Origin of the sequence: Thioclava sp. UBA3469 (assembly GCF_002378135.1) — a bacterium.
GTDB lineage: Bacteria > Pseudomonadota > Alphaproteobacteria > Rhodobacterales > Rhodobacteraceae > Thioclava > Thioclava sediminum.
The window spans coordinates 28,604-46,065 of record NZ_DFRG01000194.1 but is presented as its reverse complement, the minus strand read 5'-3'; the positions used below and the strand labels follow the sequence as shown (position 1 = coordinate 46,065).

At 65.3% G+C, this 17,462-nt stretch carries 18 protein-coding genes; 12 read left to right on the top strand and 6 right to left on the bottom strand.

The annotated features are described in order from the left end of the window. The 3 genes from B3D39_RS14090 to B3D39_RS14080 form a co-directional block, all read left to right on the top strand. A partial coding sequence (locus B3D39_RS14090) for a 4Fe-4S dicluster domain-containing protein (protein ID WP_414718009.1) occupies nt 1-86 on the top strand: 86 nt, incomplete at its 5' end. A gap of 164 nt (nt 87-250) precedes the next feature. Further along, the gene (locus tag B3D39_RS14085) at nt 251-2,125 is read left to right on the top strand and encodes a tetratricopeptide repeat protein (protein ID WP_274962394.1); all 1,875 of its coding nucleotides are present in this window, start codon (nt 251-253) and stop codon (nt 2,123-2,125) included. Beyond that, entirely contained in the window at nt 2,112-2,993 is an 882-nt protein-coding gene (locus B3D39_RS14080; protein ID WP_274962393.1) for a 4-(cytidine 5'-diphospho)-2-C-methyl-D-erythritol kinase, read from the top strand. The genes B3D39_RS14085 and B3D39_RS14080 overlap by 14 nt, the downstream gene beginning before the upstream one ends. Before the next feature lie 46 nt (nt 2,994-3,039). On the opposite strand, the gene B3D39_RS14075 is transcribed toward B3D39_RS14080, so the two are convergent. Next, nucleotides 3,040-4,074: a polyprenyl synthetase family protein gene (locus tag B3D39_RS14075; RefSeq protein WP_286789814.1), complete on the bottom strand. Its 1,035-nt coding sequence runs from the start codon at nt 4,072-4,074 to the stop codon at nt 3,040-3,042. A gap of 36 nt (nt 4,075-4,110) precedes the next feature. On the opposite strand from B3D39_RS14075, the gene B3D39_RS14070 reads away from it, so the two are divergent. From B3D39_RS14070 to B3D39_RS14060, 3 genes are all read left to right on the top strand, one after another. Next, complete coding sequence (locus B3D39_RS14070) at nt 4,111-4,323, top strand: DUF2007 domain-containing protein (RefSeq protein ID WP_075773958.1); 213 nt, start codon at nt 4,111-4,113, stop codon at nt 4,321-4,323. A gap of 5 nt (nt 4,324-4,328) precedes the next feature. Continuing rightward, the gene (locus tag B3D39_RS14065; protein ID WP_274962267.1) at nt 4,329-5,096 is read left to right on the top strand and encodes a tRNA1(Val) (adenine(37)-N6)-methyltransferase; all 768 of its coding nucleotides are present in this window, start codon (nt 4,329-4,331) and stop codon (nt 5,094-5,096) included. 118 nt (nt 5,097-5,214) lie between these two features. Further along, nucleotides 5,215-5,382: a YdcH family protein gene (locus B3D39_RS14060; protein ID WP_078548964.1), complete on the top strand. Its 168-nt coding sequence runs from the start codon at nt 5,215-5,217 to the stop codon at nt 5,380-5,382. 79 nt (nt 5,383-5,461) lie between these two features. Here B3D39_RS14060 and B3D39_RS14055 read toward each other — a convergent pair whose 3' ends face one another. The 4 genes from B3D39_RS14055 to B3D39_RS14040 form a co-directional block, all read right to left on the bottom strand. Further along, nucleotides 5,462-6,382: a DMT family transporter gene (locus tag B3D39_RS14055; protein ID WP_274962266.1), complete on the bottom strand. Its 921-nt coding sequence runs from the start codon at nt 6,380-6,382 to the stop codon at nt 5,462-5,464. 67 nt (nt 6,383-6,449) lie between these two features. After that, entirely contained in the window at nt 6,450-7,172 is a 723-nt protein-coding gene (gene phbB / locus B3D39_RS14050) for an acetoacetyl-CoA reductase (protein ID WP_274962265.1), read from the bottom strand. 105 nt (nt 7,173-7,277) lie between these two features. After that, nucleotides 7,278-8,453 (bottom strand): acetyl-CoA C-acetyltransferase, encoded by a 1,176-nt coding sequence (locus B3D39_RS14045; RefSeq protein WP_078522528.1) that lies wholly within the window; start codon nt 8,451-8,453, stop codon nt 7,278-7,280. 141 nt (nt 8,454-8,594) lie between these two features. Continuing rightward, nucleotides 8,595-9,437, bottom strand: a complete 843-nt coding sequence (locus B3D39_RS14040; RefSeq protein WP_274962264.1) for an EAL domain-containing protein — start codon at nt 9,435-9,437, stop codon at nt 8,595-8,597. Between the two features lie 174 nt (nt 9,438-9,611). Between B3D39_RS14040 and B3D39_RS14035 the strand changes: the two genes are divergently transcribed. Further along, nucleotides 9,612-10,844: a PAS domain-containing protein gene (locus B3D39_RS14035; RefSeq protein WP_274962263.1), complete on the top strand. Its 1,233-nt coding sequence runs from the start codon at nt 9,612-9,614 to the stop codon at nt 10,842-10,844. Between the two features lie 220 nt (nt 10,845-11,064). Here B3D39_RS14035 and B3D39_RS14030 read toward each other — a convergent pair whose 3' ends face one another. Then, nucleotides 11,065-11,613 (bottom strand): TlpA family protein disulfide reductase, encoded by a 549-nt coding sequence (locus B3D39_RS14030; RefSeq protein ID WP_274962262.1) that lies wholly within the window; start codon nt 11,611-11,613, stop codon nt 11,065-11,067. Nucleotides 11,614-11,640: 27 nt separating this feature from the next. Here B3D39_RS14030 and argH point away from each other — a divergent pair, with 27 nt between their 5' ends. The 5 genes from argH to B3D39_RS14005 are packed head-to-tail and all read left to right on the top strand — an operon-like array spanning nt 11,641 to nt 17,419. Next, nucleotides 11,641-13,047, top strand: coding sequence for an argininosuccinate lyase (gene argH / locus B3D39_RS14025; protein WP_274962261.1), 1,407 nt, complete (start codon nt 11,641-11,643; stop codon nt 13,045-13,047). Beyond that, on the top strand, nt 13,044-13,202 hold the full coding sequence (locus tag B3D39_RS14020; RefSeq protein ID WP_158522131.1) for a hypothetical protein: 159 nt from the start codon (nt 13,044-13,046) through the stop codon (nt 13,200-13,202). The genes argH and B3D39_RS14020 overlap by 4 nt, the downstream gene beginning before the upstream one ends. After that, nucleotides 13,199-13,324 carry an argininosuccinate lyase gene (locus B3D39_RS14015; protein ID WP_143593806.1) on the top strand — a complete coding sequence of 42 codons (126 nt, stop codon included), beginning with the start codon at nt 13,199-13,201 and terminating at the stop codon, nt 13,322-13,324. Before B3D39_RS14020 ends, B3D39_RS14015 begins: the two co-directional genes overlap by 4 nt. 12 nt (nt 13,325-13,336) lie before the next feature. Then, complete coding sequence (gene lysA / locus B3D39_RS14010; RefSeq protein ID WP_274962260.1) at nt 13,337-14,602, top strand: diaminopimelate decarboxylase; 1,266 nt, start codon at nt 13,337-13,339, stop codon at nt 14,600-14,602. Nucleotides 14,603-14,641: 39 nt separating this feature from the next. Then, on the top strand, nt 14,642-17,419 hold the full coding sequence (locus tag B3D39_RS14005; protein ID WP_274962259.1) for a DUF4175 domain-containing protein: 2,778 nt from the start codon (nt 14,642-14,644) through the stop codon (nt 17,417-17,419). The last annotated feature ends 43 nt before the right edge of the window (nt 17,420-17,462 follow it).

Genomic DNA, 17,462 nt, shown 5'->3' with positions numbered 1-17,462 from the left:
AGACCTGCGACATCAAGGACCCGAGCCAGAATATCAACTGGACCACCCCGCAGGGCGGAGACGGACCGAACTACCCGAACATGTGATCGCGAAGGGGGCCTGAGGGCCCCTTTTTCTTCGTCCCCTCTCTTTGTGCCCATCACAACGCCGTGTCTGTGCAGGCGGCTTCCCGCGTGCGGTGGTACGGCTCATTGTAATGCCCGCATCGCGCCGTTACGCTCGATTTCAACCCGAATGAGAGGACCGTTTCGTGTCGAGTTTGAAGACCCCGCTGCGCCTTGCGCTCTTCGCCCTCTTGATGGGCTCCACCGCGCCGATGCCGCTGCTGGCTCAGGGCGCGCCGAAGGCCGGTAGCGCCGAAGATGCGGCGCAGGCTGCCGATGACGCCGAGGCCAAAGGCGATGCCGGCGACACTGCGAATGACCCGAGCCCCGCTGAGGCGGGGGCTTATCTCGCGGCGCGCATCGCGTCGCAGCAATTCGATTTCGCCGAGGCCGCGCATTACTACCGTCAGCTGATGACCAGCGGCGATACCAGCGGCGCGACCGCGGAAGCGACGCTCGTCTCCGAGATCGCGATTGCCGATTTCGACCGCGCCACGCCGCTTGCGCAGCAGATGGTGGAGGCCGGAACCGGCAGCCAGATCGCGGCGCTCACCGCGTTGGCGGCCGATGCGCATGACAAGAACTGGACCGGGGCGCTCGCGCTTCTCGACAGCGGCGCCGATCCCGGGCCGCTCGTGGGCGGTCTTACCAAGGCCTGGGCGCTGGCGGGCGACGGCAAGATGTCCGACGCCTCCGCGGCCTTCGACGAAGTCGGCAAGCAGCAGGGCCTCGCCGCCTTCGCGGGCTTCCACAAGGCGCTCGCGCTGGCGCTGGTCGGCGATTACGAAGGCGCCGATGCGATCCTGAGCGGCGAACACGGCGAGAAGATCACCTCGACCCGCCGCGGTGTGCTGGCCCATGTCGAAGTGCTCTCGCAGCTCGAGAAGAACAAAGAGGCGCTGAAACTGATCGAGGATCGCTTCGGAAAGGATCTCGATCCGCAGCTGAAGGACATTCGCACCAAGCTGGAGGCGGGCGACACGCTGCCTTTCGACGTCGTGCGTAACGCTTCCGACGGCGTGGCGGAGGTCTATTACTCGGTCGCGCAGGCGTTGATCGGGGATGCGCCCGACACGTTCACGCTGGTGCATTCGCGGCTGGCGAACCTGATCCGGCCCGACATGGATGATGCGACGCTGCTGACCGCATCGATGCTCGACCAGCAGGGCCAATACGATCTTGCCATCGAAGCCTATGCCGACATCAAACCCGACAGCCCGATCTATCACGCCGCCGAAATCGGGCGTGCGGAATCGATGGTGCGCGCGGGCCGCAACGATGCGGCGATCGAAGTGCTCGAGAACCTGTCGCGCAGCCGTCCCAAGCTCGTGGGCGTCTGGACCGCGCTCGGCGACACGCTGCGCCGCGAGAGCCGCTTTGCCGAGGCTGCGAAAGCCTATGACAAGGCGATCGACCTGCTTGGCCAGCCCGAGCCGAAGGACTGGTTCGTCTGGTATTCGCGCGCCATCGCGCAGGAACGCTCGGGCAATTGGGACGAGGCCGAGAAGGGCTTCCGCGAGGCGCTGCGTCTCTCGCCCGATCAGCCCTCGGTGCTGAACTATCTGGGCTATTCCTACGTGGACAAGGGCGAGAATCTCGACGAGGCGCTCGACATGATCCGCAAGGCCGCCGCCGAGCGTCCCGATGCGGGCTTCATCATCGACAGCCTCGGCTGGGCGCTGTTCAAGCTTGGCCATTATCAGGAGGCGGCCGAGAAGATGGAGCGCGCCGTGGAGCTCGAGCCGCGCGATCCGCTGCTCAACGACCACCTCGGCGATGTGCTCTGGGCCGTGGGGCGTCAGCGCGAGGCGAAGTTCCAGTGGCGCCGCGCGTTGTCCTTCGCGACCGACGATGCGGAGACCACCGAGGAGCTCGATCCCGACGCGATCCGCCGCAAGATCGAGGTGGGTCTGGACCAGCTGCGCAAAGAGCAGGGTCTGCCGCCGCTCGAGGACAAGGGCCCGAGCAAGGACACTGCTCAGGCTGCCCCCGAAACTCCCGCGAGCGATGCGAATAATTGACGCCTTCGCGCCGGCGAAGATCAACCTGACGCTCCATGTCATCGGCCAGCGGGCCGATGGCTATCACCTGCTCGACAGTCTCGTGGCTTTCGGGCCGATGGGCGACCGGCTGGTGCTGCGCGAGAGCGACGCGCTGTCGCTCAGCGTGGCAGGCCCCGAGGCGGCGGGCGTGCCCGCCGATCCGTCGAACCTCGTGCTGAAAGCCGCGGCCCTCCTGTCGCGCCCGGCGGGGCAGGGGGCCGAGATCCATCTCGACAAACATCTGCCGCCCGCCTCGGGCATTGGCGGAGGATCGTCAGATGCGGCGGCAGCGCTGCGCGCGCTGGCTGCGCTTTGGGACCAGCCGCTTCCGGCAGAGACCGCGCAACTTGGGGCAGACGTGCCGATGTGCCTGATGCCGCAGCCCCAGCGCGTGCGGGGCATCGGCGAGACGCTCGACCCCGTGGCCCTGCCGCCGCTGCCCGCGCTTCTGGTTAATCCGCGCGTGGAAGTGCCGACGCCTGCGATCTTCGAAGGGCTCGATTCGAAGGACAATCCCCCGATGCCGGAAGCGCTTCCGAGTTTCACTGGCGCGCCCGATTGCATCGACTGGCTCGCGACCCAGCGCAACGACCTGCAAGCCCCAGCCATCGCGTCCGCCCCGGTGATCGGGGAGGTTCTGGACGGGCTCATGATGCTGCCCGGCTGCCGCCTCGCGCGGATGTCGGGCTCGGGCGCCACCTGTTTCGCGCTTTTCGAGACGCTGGACGGGGCGCAGGCTGCCGAGGCGATGCTGGCCCAACGTCGCCCCGACTGGTGGCGCGCCTCCGGCATGCTCGGCGATCAGACGCAAAAGGCGCAGCCCCAAAACCGCGCCTTTTCCTCTTGACCTAAATATCCCCGGGGGAGCCCGCAGGGCGGGGGGCGGAGCCCCCTCAGCGCAGCCGCGCCACCACGTAATCCGCCAGATCGTCCAGCATTTGCCGCAGCTCGCTCTCGGGCAGCACCTTGAGCCGCTCGCGCCCGCGATCGGCCCATTCAAGGGCAGCGGCGCGCGTCTCTTCCAGCGCGCCGGTCGCGTGCAGCAGCTCCATCGCATGCTCCAGATCGCCGTCGCGCTGGTCGCCCTTGTCGATGGTGCGGGTCCAGAAGGCGCGGGCGTCCGCGTCGGCTTTCGCCAGCGCCTTGATTAGCGGCAGGGTCAGTTTGCGCTCGCGGAAATCGTCGCCCACATTCTTGCCCATGGTCTCGGCATCGCTGAGATAGTCCAGCAGATCGTCAACCACCTGGAACGCGATCCCGAGGCTCTCGCCGTAATCATGCAGCGCCGCGATCTGATCCTCCGGAGCGCCGGCCAGAACTGCGCCCGCCTCGGTCGCCGCCGAGAACAGCGCCGCCGTCTTGCCGCGCACCACTTTGTAATAGGTGTCCTCGGTCGTGTTCAGGTCTTCCGCCGCCGAAAGTTGCAGCACTTCGCCTTCGGTGATGACGGCGGAGGCGTTCGACAGGATCGACAGAACCCGCAGGTTGTCGGTGTCGGTCATCAGCTGGAACGACCGCGCGAAGAGGTAATCGCCAACGAGCACGCTCGACTTGTTGTCCCAGAGCAGGTTCGCGGTCGGGCGGCCCCGGCGCTGCTTGCTCTCGTCGACCACATCGTCATGCAGCAGCGTCGCGGTATGGATGAACTCGACCGCCGCCGCGAGGTTGTGATGCAGGCTGCCCTCGTAGCCGCACAGCCGCGCCGCCGCGACGGTCAGCATCGGCCGCAGCCGCTTGCCGCCCGCGCCGACCAGATGGGCGGTCACTTCGGGGATACGCGGCGCGTTTTCCGAGGCCATGCGCTCGGCGATCAGCGCATCCACCGCCGCCATGTCGCTTGCCAAGGCTTCCGCGAGACGGTCGTGCGGTTTCGCCGTGTTGTCGGGCTTATCGTCGAGGCTCATGTTCATCCCTTCGATCTGCCTCATCTCGACAGCCCTCGCAAGGGGCCGTAAGTGAGGGATATGAAAGAGCTACTGCGCAGCACGGACCCGGTGAAACTGGCCATGGCGACCGCCCTTCTCGAGGGCGAGGGTATAAGCACGTTTCAACTCGACGTCCATACGAGCGTGCTGGAAGGCTCGCTCGGAATCCTTCCGCGCCGCCTGATGGTGCGCGACAGCGACATGTTCATGGCGCAGGCGGTTCTGCGCGATAACGAGATCAAATCGGATTGAGGCTTATGGACCGGTTCGGGCCCGAGGATCTGACAGTCGATGGCTTTCTCGGCGGGCGGTTGCGCATCGCCCAGCCGCGCGCGGGCTACCGCGCGGCGATGGACCCGGTCCTGCTCGCGGCGGCCTGTCCGGCGCAGGCGGGCCAGTCGGTTCTAGAACTCGGCTGCGGGGCAGGGGTGGCGAGCCTGTGTCTTGGCTGGCGGGTGTCGGGGCTTGAGCAAAGCGGGCTGGAACTGCAGTCCGCCTATGCCGATCTCGCGCGGCGCAACGCGACGGAGAACGGGATCGTGCTCGAGGTGATCGAGGGTGATCTGGCGCAGATGCCCGCCGATCTGCGGGCGCGCAGCTTCGATCACGTCATCGCCAACCCGCCCTATTTCGGGCCCGAGGATGGCACGCCGGCCGCCGATCCCGGCCGCGAGCGCGCGCAACGCGAGGCGACGCCGATCAGCGCATGGCTCGACGCGGGACTGCGGCGGCTCAAGCCCGAGGGGCGGATCACGCTGATCCAGCAGGCCGACCGTCTGGCGGATCTGTTGGCGGGGTTGCATGGGCGGACCGGTGCGATCACCGTTCTGCCGATTGCGCCCCGAGTCGGCCGCGCAGCGCGCCGGGTGATCGTCACAGCACGCAAAGGTGCGCGGACCCCGCTGCAGCTTCTTGCGCCGCTGATCCTGCACTCGGCGCCGATGCACTCACGCGATGCAGAGGATTTGACGGAAATTGCGCGCGAAATCCTGCGCGAAGGTCAAAAATTGCCGATTCCGCGTTAACGCTTTCGCAAGATTTCGCGAAAATGCTGGGGATAACCCGTCGCTATACGACATTTCCGTGACACGACTCAAAACCTGTGCTGCAATCGACGGGCTGACAACTGGAGAGGAGACTGCCATGTCGCTTGGTTCGCATATCACCGAACTTCGCAAAAAACATGAGGCTCTGTCGATGGAGGTCGAGCGCGCTTCGCGCAGACCCGGCATCGACGATCTCGAAATCGCTCAGATGAAAAGGCAAAAACTTAGGCTGAAAGAGGAAATCCGCCGCCTCGAAACGGCCTGAGGGCCCTCCCACGAGTTTAATCGGGCCGTCCTTCGGGGCGGCCCGTGTCGTTTGAAGGGGCCTGTTAGCGCGCGGCGACTCAGGCCGAGCCCTTCCGCGGTATTTCCTGCCCGGTCATATCCGGCGGCGGGGGCGCGGCGCGCCGACGCCGACCGCCCAGCGCCGCCAGCCCGGCGCCCCCGGCGATCATCGCTGCCGCAATCAGCAGGGTCGGGCGGGCGCTCGCGATCCCGACGGCGACCAGCACCAGCGTCGAGACCAGAGGGGCCGCGTAGGAGGCCGTGCCCAGCAGCTGAATATCGCCCCGCTTCACGCCAAGATCCCACGTGTAGAAGGCGAGCCCGACCGGCCCCAACCCCAAGCCGATCACCGAGGCCCAGCCGATCGCGTCCGCAGGCCAGATCGTCGGCTCCAGCGCAAGATGGGCGACGGCCGACAGGGCCGCGCTCGCGAGGCAATAGACCGCGACCGCCGCCGTCGGCACCGCGCCGAAGCGCCGTGACAGCAACGAATAGCTTGACCATGTCAGCGCGCAGATCAGCGCCAGCCCATAGCCGGGCAGCGCCGCCCGATCGGCGGAAATCCCGCCCCCGAGGATCAGCGCCGCGCCCCCGAAAGCAAGCACCGCCCCCGCGACATGCCAAAGCGTCAGCCGCTCGCCGGGCAACAACCCCGAAAACAGCACGATCAGCAGGGGCCAGAGATAGGCGATCAGCCCGGCCTCGGCCGGGGGCGCGAGGCGCAGCGCCGAGAAATAAAGGAAGTGATAGCCGAACAGCCCCGCGGTCCCGGCGAGATAGACCTTCCACGACACGTGCCGCAGCTGCCCCAGCGCACCGGTCGCCACCAGCCAGATCACGCCCACCGCGCCGCCCAAAGCGAAACACAGCGCGTTCAGCATCAGGGGCGGCACCGGGGCCGATCCCACGGTGAACAGCGCCAGCAGCGCCCACAGCAATACCGCCGTGAATCCGATCGAAGTGGCCTTGCCGCGTGTCATGCTGTCCCCGCCAAAACAAAGAGGCCCGCAAAATGCGGGCCTCCGTCGAGAATGCCAAGAGGCGAAATCAGATGAAATACTGGCCGCCATTCGCGGTGATCGTCGAGCCGGTGATGAAGCCCGCATCGTCGGAGGCGAGGAACACCACGCAGCGCGCGATTTCTTCGGGCTCGCCCAGACGACCGACCGGGATCTGGCCGATGATCGACTCGCGCACCTTCTCCGGCACCGCCATGACCATCTCGGTCGCGATATAGCCGGGGCAGATCGCGTTCACCGTGATGCCCGCGCGGGCGCCTTCCTGCGCCAGCACCTTGGTGAAGCCCAGATCGCCCGCCTTCGCCGCCGAGTAATTCGCCTGAGCGAACTGACCCTTCTGGCCGTTGATCGAGGAGATGTTCACGACCCGGCCGAACTTGCGCTCGCGCATCTTCGTCCAGAGCGGATGGGTCATGTTGAAGATGCCGCTGAGATTGGTGTCGATCACCTGGGTCCACTGCTCGCGGGTCATCTTGTGGAAGGGCGCGTCGCGGGTAATGCCCGCGTTGTTCACCAGAACGTCGATCGGGCCGACCTCGGATTCGATCTGCTCGATCCCCGCCGCGCAGGCGTCGTAATCGGCGACCGACCATTTGTAGGTCTTGATCCCAGTCTCCTCGGTGAACTTGGCCGCAGCCTCCTCATTGCCGGCATAGTTCGCGACGACCGTGTAGCCCGCCGCCTGTAGCGCCTTCGAGATCGCCGCGCCAATGCCGCGCGATCCGCCGGTGACCAATGCAACTCTCGCCATGATTCCTCCTCCAAATGGAATGCCCTTGAAATGCTGTTACCGAAAATGACAAGAGCGCGCAACAAAGTTGCGCGCTCTTTTTGCAGATGCAGCATTTTTTTGCCGTTAGAGGCCTTCAATGCACATTGCGACGCCCATACCGCCACCGATGCAGAGCGTGGCGAGGCCTTTTTTCGCGCCCTGACGCTTCATCTCGAAGAGCAGGGTGTTGAGGATTCGCGCGCCGCTGGCGCCGATCGGGTGGCCGATGGCGATGGCGCCGCCATTGACGTTCACCTTGCTGACGTCCCAACCCATGTCCTTGTTCACCGCGCAGGCCTGCGCTGCGAAGGCTTCGTTGGCTTCGATCAGGTCGAGATCGGAGGCTTTCCAGCCCGCCTTCTCAAGCGCCTTGCGCGAGGACGGGATCGGGCCGCAGCCCATGATCGACGGGTCGAGCCCGGCGGTCGCATAGGAGGCGATGCGAGCCAGCGGCGTGAGCCCGCGCTTCTCGGCCTCTTCCTCCGACATCAGCAGCACCGCGGCCGCACCGTCATTGATGCCGCTCGCGTTGCCCGCGGTCACCGAGCCGTCCTTGGCGAAGGCCGGGCGCAGCTTCTGCATGTTCTCGATCGTCGCGCCGTGGCGGATATATTCGTCCTGATCCACGACCGTGTCGCCCTTGCGCGTCTTCACGGTGAAGGCGGCGATCTCGTCGGCAAACTTGCCGGCCTTCTGCGCGGCCTCGGCCTTGTTCTGCGAAGCCAGCGCGAATTCGTCCTGCATCTCGCGCGAAATCTGCCACTGGGTGGCGACATTCTCGGCGGTCTGGCCCATGTGATAGCCGTTGAACGCGTCCCACAGGCCGTCCTTGATCATCGAGTCGATCATCTTCATGTCGCCCATCTTCTGACCCGCGCGCAGATGCGCGACATGGGGGCTGAGCGACATGCTTTCCTGACCGCCCGCGACGACGATATCGGCATCGCCGCACATGATATGCTGGGCGCCGAGCGCGACCGTGCGCAGGCCCGAACCGCAGACTTGGTTGATCGACCAGGCAGCGCTTTCGATCGGCAGGCCCGCGTTGATATGGGCTTGGCGGGCGGGGTTCTGGCCTTGGCCCGCGGTCAGCACCTGACCGAGGATCGTCTCGGACACATCGGACTTCTCGATCCCGGCGCGGGCGACGACGGCCTCGATCACGGCGGCGCCGAGGTCATGTGCGGGCGTATTGGCAAACGCGCCCAAAAACGAGCCGACGGGCGTACGCGCGGCCGAGACGATGACGACATTGGTCATGGGATCCTCCTCATCACTTAAGCGGGCGCGACAGCGCGTCCGTTCTGCTGCTGCGCAGCATGGCGGAAGGGAGCGAGAGGTCAAGCTTAATCCCGTCGCTCTGGAAATTGTCAGCGCAAGTTTATTGCGCTCTGGCTGGGGTCATGCACGTCTCCGTCGCGGTTCGGAAGACTGGCTCCACGGGGGGTGGATCGTCGGCGCGCCGAAGTAATAGCCCTGCATGCAATCGACGCCGAGGCTTGCCACATATTCGGCATCCTCCAGCGACTCGACTGCTTCGGCGATTGTGAACATCTCGAAATGGCGCGCCACGTCGAGCAGCGATTTCGTCAGCGCCTGATTGTCCGGATCGTGCGAGATGCCGCGGATGAACTGCCCATCGACCTTGATGATGTCGAAGTAGAAATCTCGCAGATAGCGGAAAGACGTGTAACCCGCCCCGAAATCGTCGAGCGCGATACTGACGCCGCGCGCCTGCAAATCCTCCATGAAGACGCTGACCAGTTCGGGAATTTCCATCGCCGAGCTTTCGGTAATCTCCAGTATGAGACGCTCGCCGACGGTCTCATCGACCGCGAGGCCGCGATTGAGAACCTTGGTCCAGGGCGCATAGCCGATCGAGCGCGCCGACATATTGATCGCCAGGCGCAGATCCGGCTGCCCAAGAAGCGCTTTCAGACCCAGTTCGAGCGAGAGGCAATCGAGTTTCCGCCCGACCTCCGTACGTTCGATCGCGTTGATGAACTCCTTCGCGGGGATGATGCGCCCGCGATCGTCGAGAACCCGGATCAGGCCCTCGTAAAACGCAGGTCGGTCGGGGCGGCAGGTCTGGATCACTGGCTGATAGGCCAGCATGACGTCATGCCGGTCGATCGCCGCGCGCACCATGGCCAAGGCCTGTCGGCTTTGCTCGGCAGCCGCAAAGCTCAGCGGGCTATCTTCGTCACGATGCACCGGCATGGCCCTCGCGTCTCGATTCGTCATCTGCCCCTCCTTCGCCTTCGAGCCAAGCATCCGCGCAAGCGCCTAAGAAGGGGTAAAGACCGGGAAATAGGCCGGACTCGTGGTTAACTGGAAATTCGCATCCGGCGTTAAGTCGATGGTAACCGGCAGGTGCCTAGGGTGGAGCTTGATGGAACAGAATGGGCGATGACGAAAATGGGGCAGCCGGCACTGCGCGGCACCAACGAGGTGCCTTTCGCGCTGGAAGAATTGTTCTACTCTCGCACCGATACGCGTGGGGTGATCCAATCGGGCAACGAGATTTTTCGGCGCACCGCGGGTTTTGAATGGCCCGAGATGATCGGGGCGCCGCATAAGATCGTGCGTCATCCCGATACGCCGCGCGCGGTGTTCAGGGTGCTTTGGGATGCGCTGAAAAAAGGCTATCCCATGGGCGCCTATGTGAAGAACAAGGCGAAAGGCGGCGGGTGGTATTGGGTCTTTGCGGTCGTCATGCCGATCGAGGGCGGCTACCTCTCGGTCCGGCTGAAACCGACGAGCGAGCTGTCCGATGAAATCCATACGCTTTACCGTGATCTCTCTGCGCGCGAACGGGCGGAGTCCCTCGACCCGGAGGAGAGCGCGACGCTGTTGCGTGATTTCGCGGAACGTGGCGGCTATTCGAGCTACACCGCCTTCATGGCCTATGCGCTGGCGCTTGAGCTTACCGAACGGGATCGCCGCCTCAATCGAAATGCCGATGAGAATACGCGGATGCTGGCCGAATTGAACACCGCGATGGGGCGCCTCACGAAGGAGCAATTCGGACTTCTACGCAGTTTCGAAGCGCTGCAATCCGTGCCGAACAACATGCGGATCGTCGCCTCGCGGCTCGAGCCGTCCGGGGGGCCGGTGTCTGCGATCTCGGAAAACTACAAAGCCTCGTCTGCTGTCATCTCGGAGCGGCTGCGCAAATTCGTTGCCGGTCGCGGCAATCTTTGTGGTCAGATGGCCTTTCAGGTCGCGCGCGCCGTGTTCCAACTGGGCTGCGCGCGTGTCCTCAACGAAATGAGTACCAATTTTATGGGCGAAGAGGCGCAGAATGATCAGCCCCGAGAGGAAGAACGCGCATTGCTGCAGTCGCTCGTCACCAAAGGCACCGCCGATGCGAATGCCGCGATGCGTCAAGCGGCCGAACTCGCCGACGATATGATGAACCAGAGCCGAGACATTCGTCGCCAGTTGCTCGGGCTCGACACGATCCGCGTCCTTGGGCGCGTCGAGTGTGGGCGCATGCGGGATGCGAATGGCGGGCTCGCGGCTACGATCGACCAGCTCGACAGTTTCCATGACGATATCAAAGGGCGTCTTGAGGCCATCCTGGCCCTGTCGGAAGAGATCGAGCATTGGTTGGGACGCTATCTGCGCGCGGGCAGAAGCGCGGCGTGAGGCTCGGCAGACCCGAGCGCAAAGGAAAACATTCGGCGTAGAACGTAGAACATGGCACGCGGGGGCAGAGGCGTAGCTGGCGGGTCAGATGCAGCCCAGACGCCGGGCTCTGCAGAATGTTTCGACACGCGGAAGGGGGTGCGCGGGATGCGATCGGCGATCGGGCGGCAAAGGAAAATACTGCCCGGCAGCAAGTGTCGCGCCGCCACACCACCCTGCCTTACTTCTCGTCGATCAGCGCCTCGATGACCTTCTTCGCTTCGGGCGAATCCCATTCCGCGCCGCCGATCATTCGGCCGACCTCGTGGCCGTTCTTGTCGACCAGCACCGAGACCGGAAGCCCAAGAACGCCCATCGCGCGGGCGGCGAAATTGGCGTCGTCGTGGAAGCGGGGCAGGGCGTCGATGCCTTCCTTGTCGAAGAAAGCGGCCACTTTCTCGGGCGAGTTCGAGCCGCCCGTGGCAATCGTCATCACCTGAAACCCATTCTCGCCGAACTCTTTTTGCAGCGTATTCAGCGAGGGCATTTCCTCGCGGCAGGGCGGGCACCACGTCGCCCAGAAATTGATCAGGACCACCTTGCCTTCGAAATCTTTCATCGAATGCTCGTCGCCGCTTTCATCGGTCACCGTGAAGGGCGGCAGCGGCAGCGGTTCATCATAGGTGACGAGGGATTCCATCTGCCCCGATTTCACCGCATCTAGATCCGCGGCCTGCGCAACATTTGCACCCAGCGCCAGCGCCGTATAAAGGACGAGAAACCGTAACATATAGCCTCCTAGCAAGGGCCTCAGACCATGACCGATCAGACCGACGAGAACAAGTCCTCCAACGCGATGTGGGGCGGGCGTTTCGCCGCGGGACCTGACGCGATCATGGAGGCGATCAACGCCTCGATCGGGTATGACCAGCGGCTCTACGCGCAGGACATCCGCGGCAGCCGGGCCCACGCCGCGATGCTCGCCGCGCAAGGCATCATTAGTGATAAGGACGCCGAGGCGATCGGAGAAGGTTTGCTCACGGTTTTGTCAGAAATCGAAGCGGGAGGATTTCCCTTCTCGACCGCGCTCGAGGACATCCACATGAATGTCGAGGCGCGGCTGAAAGAGGTGATCGGCGAACCGGCGGGGCGGCTGCACACGGCGCGCTCGCGCAACGATCAGGTCGCGACCGATTTCCGCCTTTGGGTGCGCGAGCAATGCGACGCCGCGATCACCGGGCTCGACACGCTGATCCGCGCCGCGCTGACCCGGGCCGAGGAGGGCGCCGATTGGGTGATGCCCGGCTTCACCCATCTGCAGACCGCGCAGCCGGTGACCTTCGGCCATCACATGATGGCCTATGTCGAGATGTTCGCACGCGACAAATCCCGGTTCGAGGATGCGCGCAAACGGATGAACGAATGCCCGCTGGGGGCTGCGGCGTTGGCCGGCACAGGCTTCCCGATCGATCGTCATGCCACGGCAGAGGCGCTGGGCTTCGACCGGCCGATGGCGAACTCGCTCGATGCGGTGTCGGATCGCGATTTCGCGCTGGAATTCCTGTCGGCCTCGTCGATCTGCGCGGTCCACATGTCGCGCCTCGCCGAAGAGCTGGTGATCTGGTCCTCGGCGCAGTTCCGCTTCGTCGCGATGTCGGACAAGTGGTCGACGGGCTCGTCGATCATGCCGCAGAAACGCAACCCCGACGCGGCAGAGCTGATCCGCGCCAAGATCGGGCGCATCCTCGGGGCCTCGGTCGCGCTGTTCACGGTGATGAAGGGGCTGCCGCTCGCCTATTCGAAGGACATGCAGGAAGACAAGGAGCAGGTCTTCGATGCCGCCGACAACCTGATGCTCGCGCTTGCCGCGATGGCGGGGATGATCGGCGATATGACGGTGAACGCGGACAAGCTGGAGGCCGCGGCCTCGGGCGGGTTCTCCACCGCGACCGATCTGGCCGACTGGCTGGTGCGCGAGGCGGGGCTGCCCTTCCGTGACGCCCACCACGTCACCGGCTCGCTGGTCGCGATGGCAGAGGAAAAAGGCTGCGACCTGCCCGATCTGAGCCTCGAACAGATGCAGTCGATCAACCCGGCGATCACCGAGAGCGTCTTCGACGTCCTCGGGGTTCACAACTCGGTCGCCTCGCGCCAGTCTTACGGCGGAACCGCGCCCGATCAGGTGCGCGCGCAGATCGCTCGCTGGAAGGAACAGCTAGGATGAAATTCGCGGCTCCGTTCGTGCTGATCGGTCTGCTTGGCGCCTGTGCCGCCGATCCGGAGCTGCACACACATGTCGGCATCAACCGTGACGGCATCAAAGTTTATCCCGCCGCGACGGCGCGCGTTGGCATCATGACCCTTTCGGTGACCCCATGACCAAGACCCTGACCCTCGCCCTGACGCTTCTTCTCTCGCTCGCTGCCTGCGGTGTCGACGGCCCGCCCGTCCCGCCGTCCGAGGCGGATAGCACGCAATCCCAGCAGGCTTCGGCCCAGTAATCGAGACCTCTCATGGATCATTTCCTCTATCGCGACGGCGTCCTTCATGCAGAGGATGTGCCGATCCCCGAGATCGCGGCCGCTGTTGGCACGCCGTTCTACGTCTATTCGACCGCCACGCTGGAGCGCCATTTCAAGCTGTTCGAAGAGGCGCTCGGCTGGACGGATCACCTGATCTGCTTCGCGATCAAATCGAACTCGAACCTCGCGGTGCTGAAGGTTCTGGGCGATCTGGGCGCGGGGATGGATGTGGTCTCGGGCGGCGAATATCGCCGGGCGCGGGCGGCTGGTGTGCCGGGGGATCACGTGGTGTTCTCGGGCGTCGGCAAGACCCGCGAGGAGATCGCCTACGTTCTTGAGAACGGCATTCGTCAGTTCAATGTCGAGTCCGAGCCGGAACTGCTCGCGATTTCTGAGATTGCCGCGTCGATGGGCGTCACCGCGCCGATCGCGCTGCGGGTGAACCCGGATGTCGACGCGAAGACCCATGAGAAAATCGCGACCGGCAAATCCGAGAACAAGTTCGGCATCCCGATTGCCAAGTCCCGCGCGGTCTATGCCGAGGCGGCCCAGCTGCCCGGCATCGAGGTCGTGGGCATCGACGTGCATATCGGCTCGCAGCTGACCGATCTGGAGCCGTTCGAGGCGGCCTTCCTCAAGGTCCGCGAATTGACCGAGGCGCTGCGCGCAGACGGCCACGATATCCGCCGTCTCGACCTCGGCGGCGGTCTGGGCATTCCCTATGAGCGGTCGAATTCCGCCCCGCCTCTGCCCATCGAATACGGGCAGGTGATCCAGCGCACCGTGGGCGATCTGGGCTGCGAGATCGAGATCGAACCGGGCCGCCTGATTTCGGGCAATGCCGGGCTGCTGGTCTCCTCGGTGATCTGGCTGAAAGAGGGCGAGGGGCGCGATTTCCTCATTCTCGACGCGGCGATGAACGACCTCGTGCGGCCCTCGATGTATGGCGCCTATCACGACATCGTCCCGGTGATCGAAGCCGATCCGGGCACCGAATCCGCGCCTTTCGATATCGTCGGCCCGGTGTGCGAGACCGGCGACACTTTCGCAAAGGCGCGCAATCTGACGCCGCTCGGCCCGGGCGATCTGGTCGCCTTCCGTTCGGCGGGGGCTTACGGCGCGGTCATGTCGTCGGAATACAATTCGCGTCCGCTGATCCCCGAGGTTCTGGTCCGCGGCGGCGAATTCGCTCTCATTCGGGCAAGACCGAGCTTTGAGGAAATGCTCTCCCGCGATACCATCCCGGAGTGGCTCTGATCCGTAGGAAGGGAATCGGGGCCGACGGATAGGGAGAGTATGCCGGTCAGGAACTGGTTCAGCAAAGCTTCGCGCGATACCGCGACGAAGGAGGACGGGCAGGCCGCTCTGGCCCCGCTCGCCCGGCCTATTGCGCTCACCCATGCCGGGATGATCGTCGAGCGGGGGCTGCGCGCCTTCTGGCCGCTTCTCTCCGTTCTTGCGCTGATCGCCACCGCCATAGCCTTCGCGCTGCCCGCCTATTTGGGGCCGGGCGGGCGTTGGTTCTGGCTGGTCGCGCTGATCGCCTCGCTCGCCGCGCTGGCATGGGGCGCGTGGCGGATGCGCTGGCCGCGCCGCACGGATGCGATTGCGCGGCTCGATGCGACGCTGCCGGGCCGTCCGCTTTCCGCGCTGACCGACGAGATGGCGCTGGGGCAGGACGATCCCGCCGCCCGCGCGCTTTGGATGGCGCATCTGCGGCGCATGGCCAAGGCCGCGCAAGCCGCCCGCGCGCCGCGTCCGAAACCCGATCTTGCCCGCCGCGATCCCTATGCGCTGCGTCTGACCGCGCTGACGGCCTTGGTCGTCGCGGTGATCTTCGGCGTGCCGCAGCGGCTTTTGCATCCGACCGAGGGGCTGCCGACGCCTGCGGGCTCTGCCGAGGCCGCGATGGGGCCAAGCTGGGAAGGTTGGGCCGCGCCGCCGCGCTATACCGGCAAGCCGGGGCTCTATCTGAACAAGGTCGAGGGCGACGAGCTGATCGTGCCCGAAGGCACCCGCTTCTCGATCCGGCTGTATGGCGCGTCCGGCGCGATCGGCTTCTCCGAGAGCGTCTCGAACCCGGCCGCGCTGCCCGAACAGGGCGCGGCGCAGACCGCCAGCGGCATCGAGACCCATGAATTCGAAGCGGTCCGCGACGGGCTTCTGGAGTTCAAAGGCCCCGCCGCGCGCCGCTTCAACGTGGTGGTGCGCCCCGACGAGGCGCCCTCTGTCGCGCTGGCCGGCACACCTGATCGCCGCGCCGATGGCAAGCTGAGCCTGCCCTTCACCGCGCAGGACGATTACGCCGTGACCAAGGGCCATGCGGTGATTTCGCTCGATCTGGCGAAGGTCGATCGCCGCTACGGTCTGCAGATCCCGCCCGAGCCGCGCGACGATCTGGTCTATGACTTGCCGCTGCCGATTTCCGGCTCGCGGGCCGATTTCACCGAAAGCCTCGTCGAGGATGCCGCGAAGCATCCTTGGGCGAACCTGCCGGTGAAACTGACGCTCGATGTCGAGGACGGGCGCGGCCAGACCGGTACGTCCGGCACGCAGGAGATCATCCTGCCCGGCAAGCGTTTCTTCGATCCGCTCGCCTCCGCCTTGATCGAAGTGCGCCGCGATCTGCTGTGGTCGCGCGACAATCGCGGCTATGCCGATCAGCTGCTGCGGGCGATTTCGAACCGGCACGAGGGCTTCATCAAGCGCGAGGAGGTCTACCTGATGATCCGCCTCGTGATCGGGCGCCTCGACGATCCCGACCTGTCGCCCGAGGCCCGCGACGAGATCGCCGAGGCGCTGTGGAAGATGGCGGAGCTGGTCGAGGATGGCGGGCTCGCCGATGCTTTGGCCGCGATGCAGAAGGCGCAGGAAAAGCTCTCCGAGGCAATTCGCAACGGGGCGTCCAAGGATGAGATCGCCAAGCTCATGCAGGAGCTGAAAGAGGCGACGGACAATTACATCCGCATGCTTGCCGAGCGCTCGCAGCAGCAGGAACAAGGCCCGCAATTCGGTCAGCAGCCGCAGCAGGGTCAACAGATCACCGGCGACCAGATCCAGCAGATGATGGACCAGATCCAGAAGCTGATGGAGGAGGGCCGGATGGCCGAGGCGCAGGAGTTGCTCGACCAGCTCGCGCGGATGATGGAGAACCTCAAGGTCCAGCAGGGCCAGAACGGTCAGGGCGACATGCCCGGCGGTCAGGCGATGCGCGACATGCAGGACACGCTTCGCAAGCAGCAGGAGCTGTCCGACGATGCGTTCCGCGACCTGCAGGACCAGTTCATGACTCCGGAGGAGCGCCAGCAGCAGGCCGAGAACGGTCAGCAAGGTCAACAAGGTCAGCAAGGGCAACAGGGTCAGCAGCAAGGTCAGCAGGGTCAACAAGGCCAGCAGGGAGAGCAAGGCCAACAAGGTCAGGGCCAGCAGCCCGGCGACCAGCCCGGTCAGGGCCAAGGCCAGGACGGGCAAGCGCAGCGCGACGGTCAGGGGCAGGGCGATCAGCCCGGCATGAACGGCGGGCAGGGCGGTGTCGATGGTCAAAGCCTCGCGGATCGCCAGCGCGCATTGCGGCGCGAACTCGACCGCCAGCGCGGGCTGCTGCCGGGCTTCGGCAACGAGGCGGGCCAGCAGGCCGAGAAGCGTTTCGACGATGCCGGGCGCGCGATGGATCAGGCCGAGGAAGCGCTGCGCGAGGGCGACAACTCGGCGGCGATCGACCGTCAGGCCGACGCGATCGAGGCGCTGCGCGAAGGGATGCGCGCGCTTGGCGAGGCGATGCGCAACGAACAGGCGCGCCGCGACGGCCAGCAGCCCGGCCAGCAGGGCAATCAGCAGGCGGGTCAGCCCGGACAGCAGGGTGGGCGTGAAATGCCGCGCGATCCGCTTGGCCGCGCGCAGGGCGAGGGCAATCAGCTTGGCACCGACCGTCAGATGCTGAATGGCGAGGATGTCTATCGCCGGGCGCAGGATCTGCTCGATGAAATCCGCCGCCGCTCGGCCGATCGTCTGCGCCCCGAGGAAGAGCTGGACTACCTCAAGCGGCTGCTCGACCAGTTCTCGAACGCGGGCTAACGCCGCGCGCCCATAAGTTCAACTTATGCGCGGCGGCAGATTA

Coding starts and splice junctions, on each gene's coding strand:
- B3D39_RS14080 (WP_274962393.1), top strand. CDS start 2,112: ATGCGAATAATTGACGCCTTCGCGCCGGCGAAGATCAACCTGACGCTC.
- B3D39_RS14075 (WP_286789814.1), bottom strand. CDS start 4,074: ATGAGGCAGATCGAAGGGATGAACATGAGCCTCGACGATAAGCCCGAC.
- B3D39_RS14070 (WP_075773958.1), top strand. CDS start 4,111: ATGAAAGAGCTACTGCGCAGCACGGACCCGGTGAAACTGGCCATGGCG.
- B3D39_RS14065 (WP_274962267.1), top strand. CDS start 4,329: ATGGACCGGTTCGGGCCCGAGGATCTGACAGTCGATGGCTTTCTCGGC.
- B3D39_RS14060 (WP_078548964.1), top strand. CDS start 5,215: ATGTCGCTTGGTTCGCATATCACCGAACTTCGCAAAAAACATGAGGCT.
- B3D39_RS14055 (WP_274962266.1), bottom strand. CDS start 6,382: ATGACACGCGGCAAGGCCACTTCGATCGGATTCACGGCGGTATTGCTG.
- phbB (WP_274962265.1), bottom strand. CDS start 7,172: ATGGCGAGAGTTGCATTGGTCACCGGCGGATCGCGCGGCATTGGCGCG.
- B3D39_RS14045 (WP_078522528.1), bottom strand. CDS start 8,453: ATGACCAATGTCGTCATCGTCTCGGCCGCGCGTACGCCCGTCGGCTCG.
- B3D39_RS14040 (WP_274962264.1), bottom strand. CDS start 9,437: ATGACGAATCGAGACGCGAGGGCCATGCCGGTGCATCGTGACGAAGAT.
- B3D39_RS14035 (WP_274962263.1), top strand. CDS start 9,612: ATGGGGCAGCCGGCACTGCGCGGCACCAACGAGGTGCCTTTCGCGCTG.
- B3D39_RS14030 (WP_274962262.1), bottom strand. CDS start 11,613: ATGTTACGGTTTCTCGTCCTTTATACGGCGCTGGCGCTGGGTGCAAAT.
- argH (WP_274962261.1), top strand. CDS start 11,641: ATGACCGATCAGACCGACGAGAACAAGTCCTCCAACGCGATGTGGGGC.
- B3D39_RS14020 (WP_158522131.1), top strand. CDS start 13,044: ATGAAATTCGCGGCTCCGTTCGTGCTGATCGGTCTGCTTGGCGCCTGT.
- B3D39_RS14015 (WP_143593806.1), top strand. CDS start 13,199: ATGACCAAGACCCTGACCCTCGCCCTGACGCTTCTTCTCTCGCTCGCT.
- lysA (WP_274962260.1), top strand. CDS start 13,337: ATGGATCATTTCCTCTATCGCGACGGCGTCCTTCATGCAGAGGATGTG.
- B3D39_RS14005 (WP_274962259.1), top strand. CDS start 14,642: ATGCCGGTCAGGAACTGGTTCAGCAAAGCTTCGCGCGATACCGCGACG.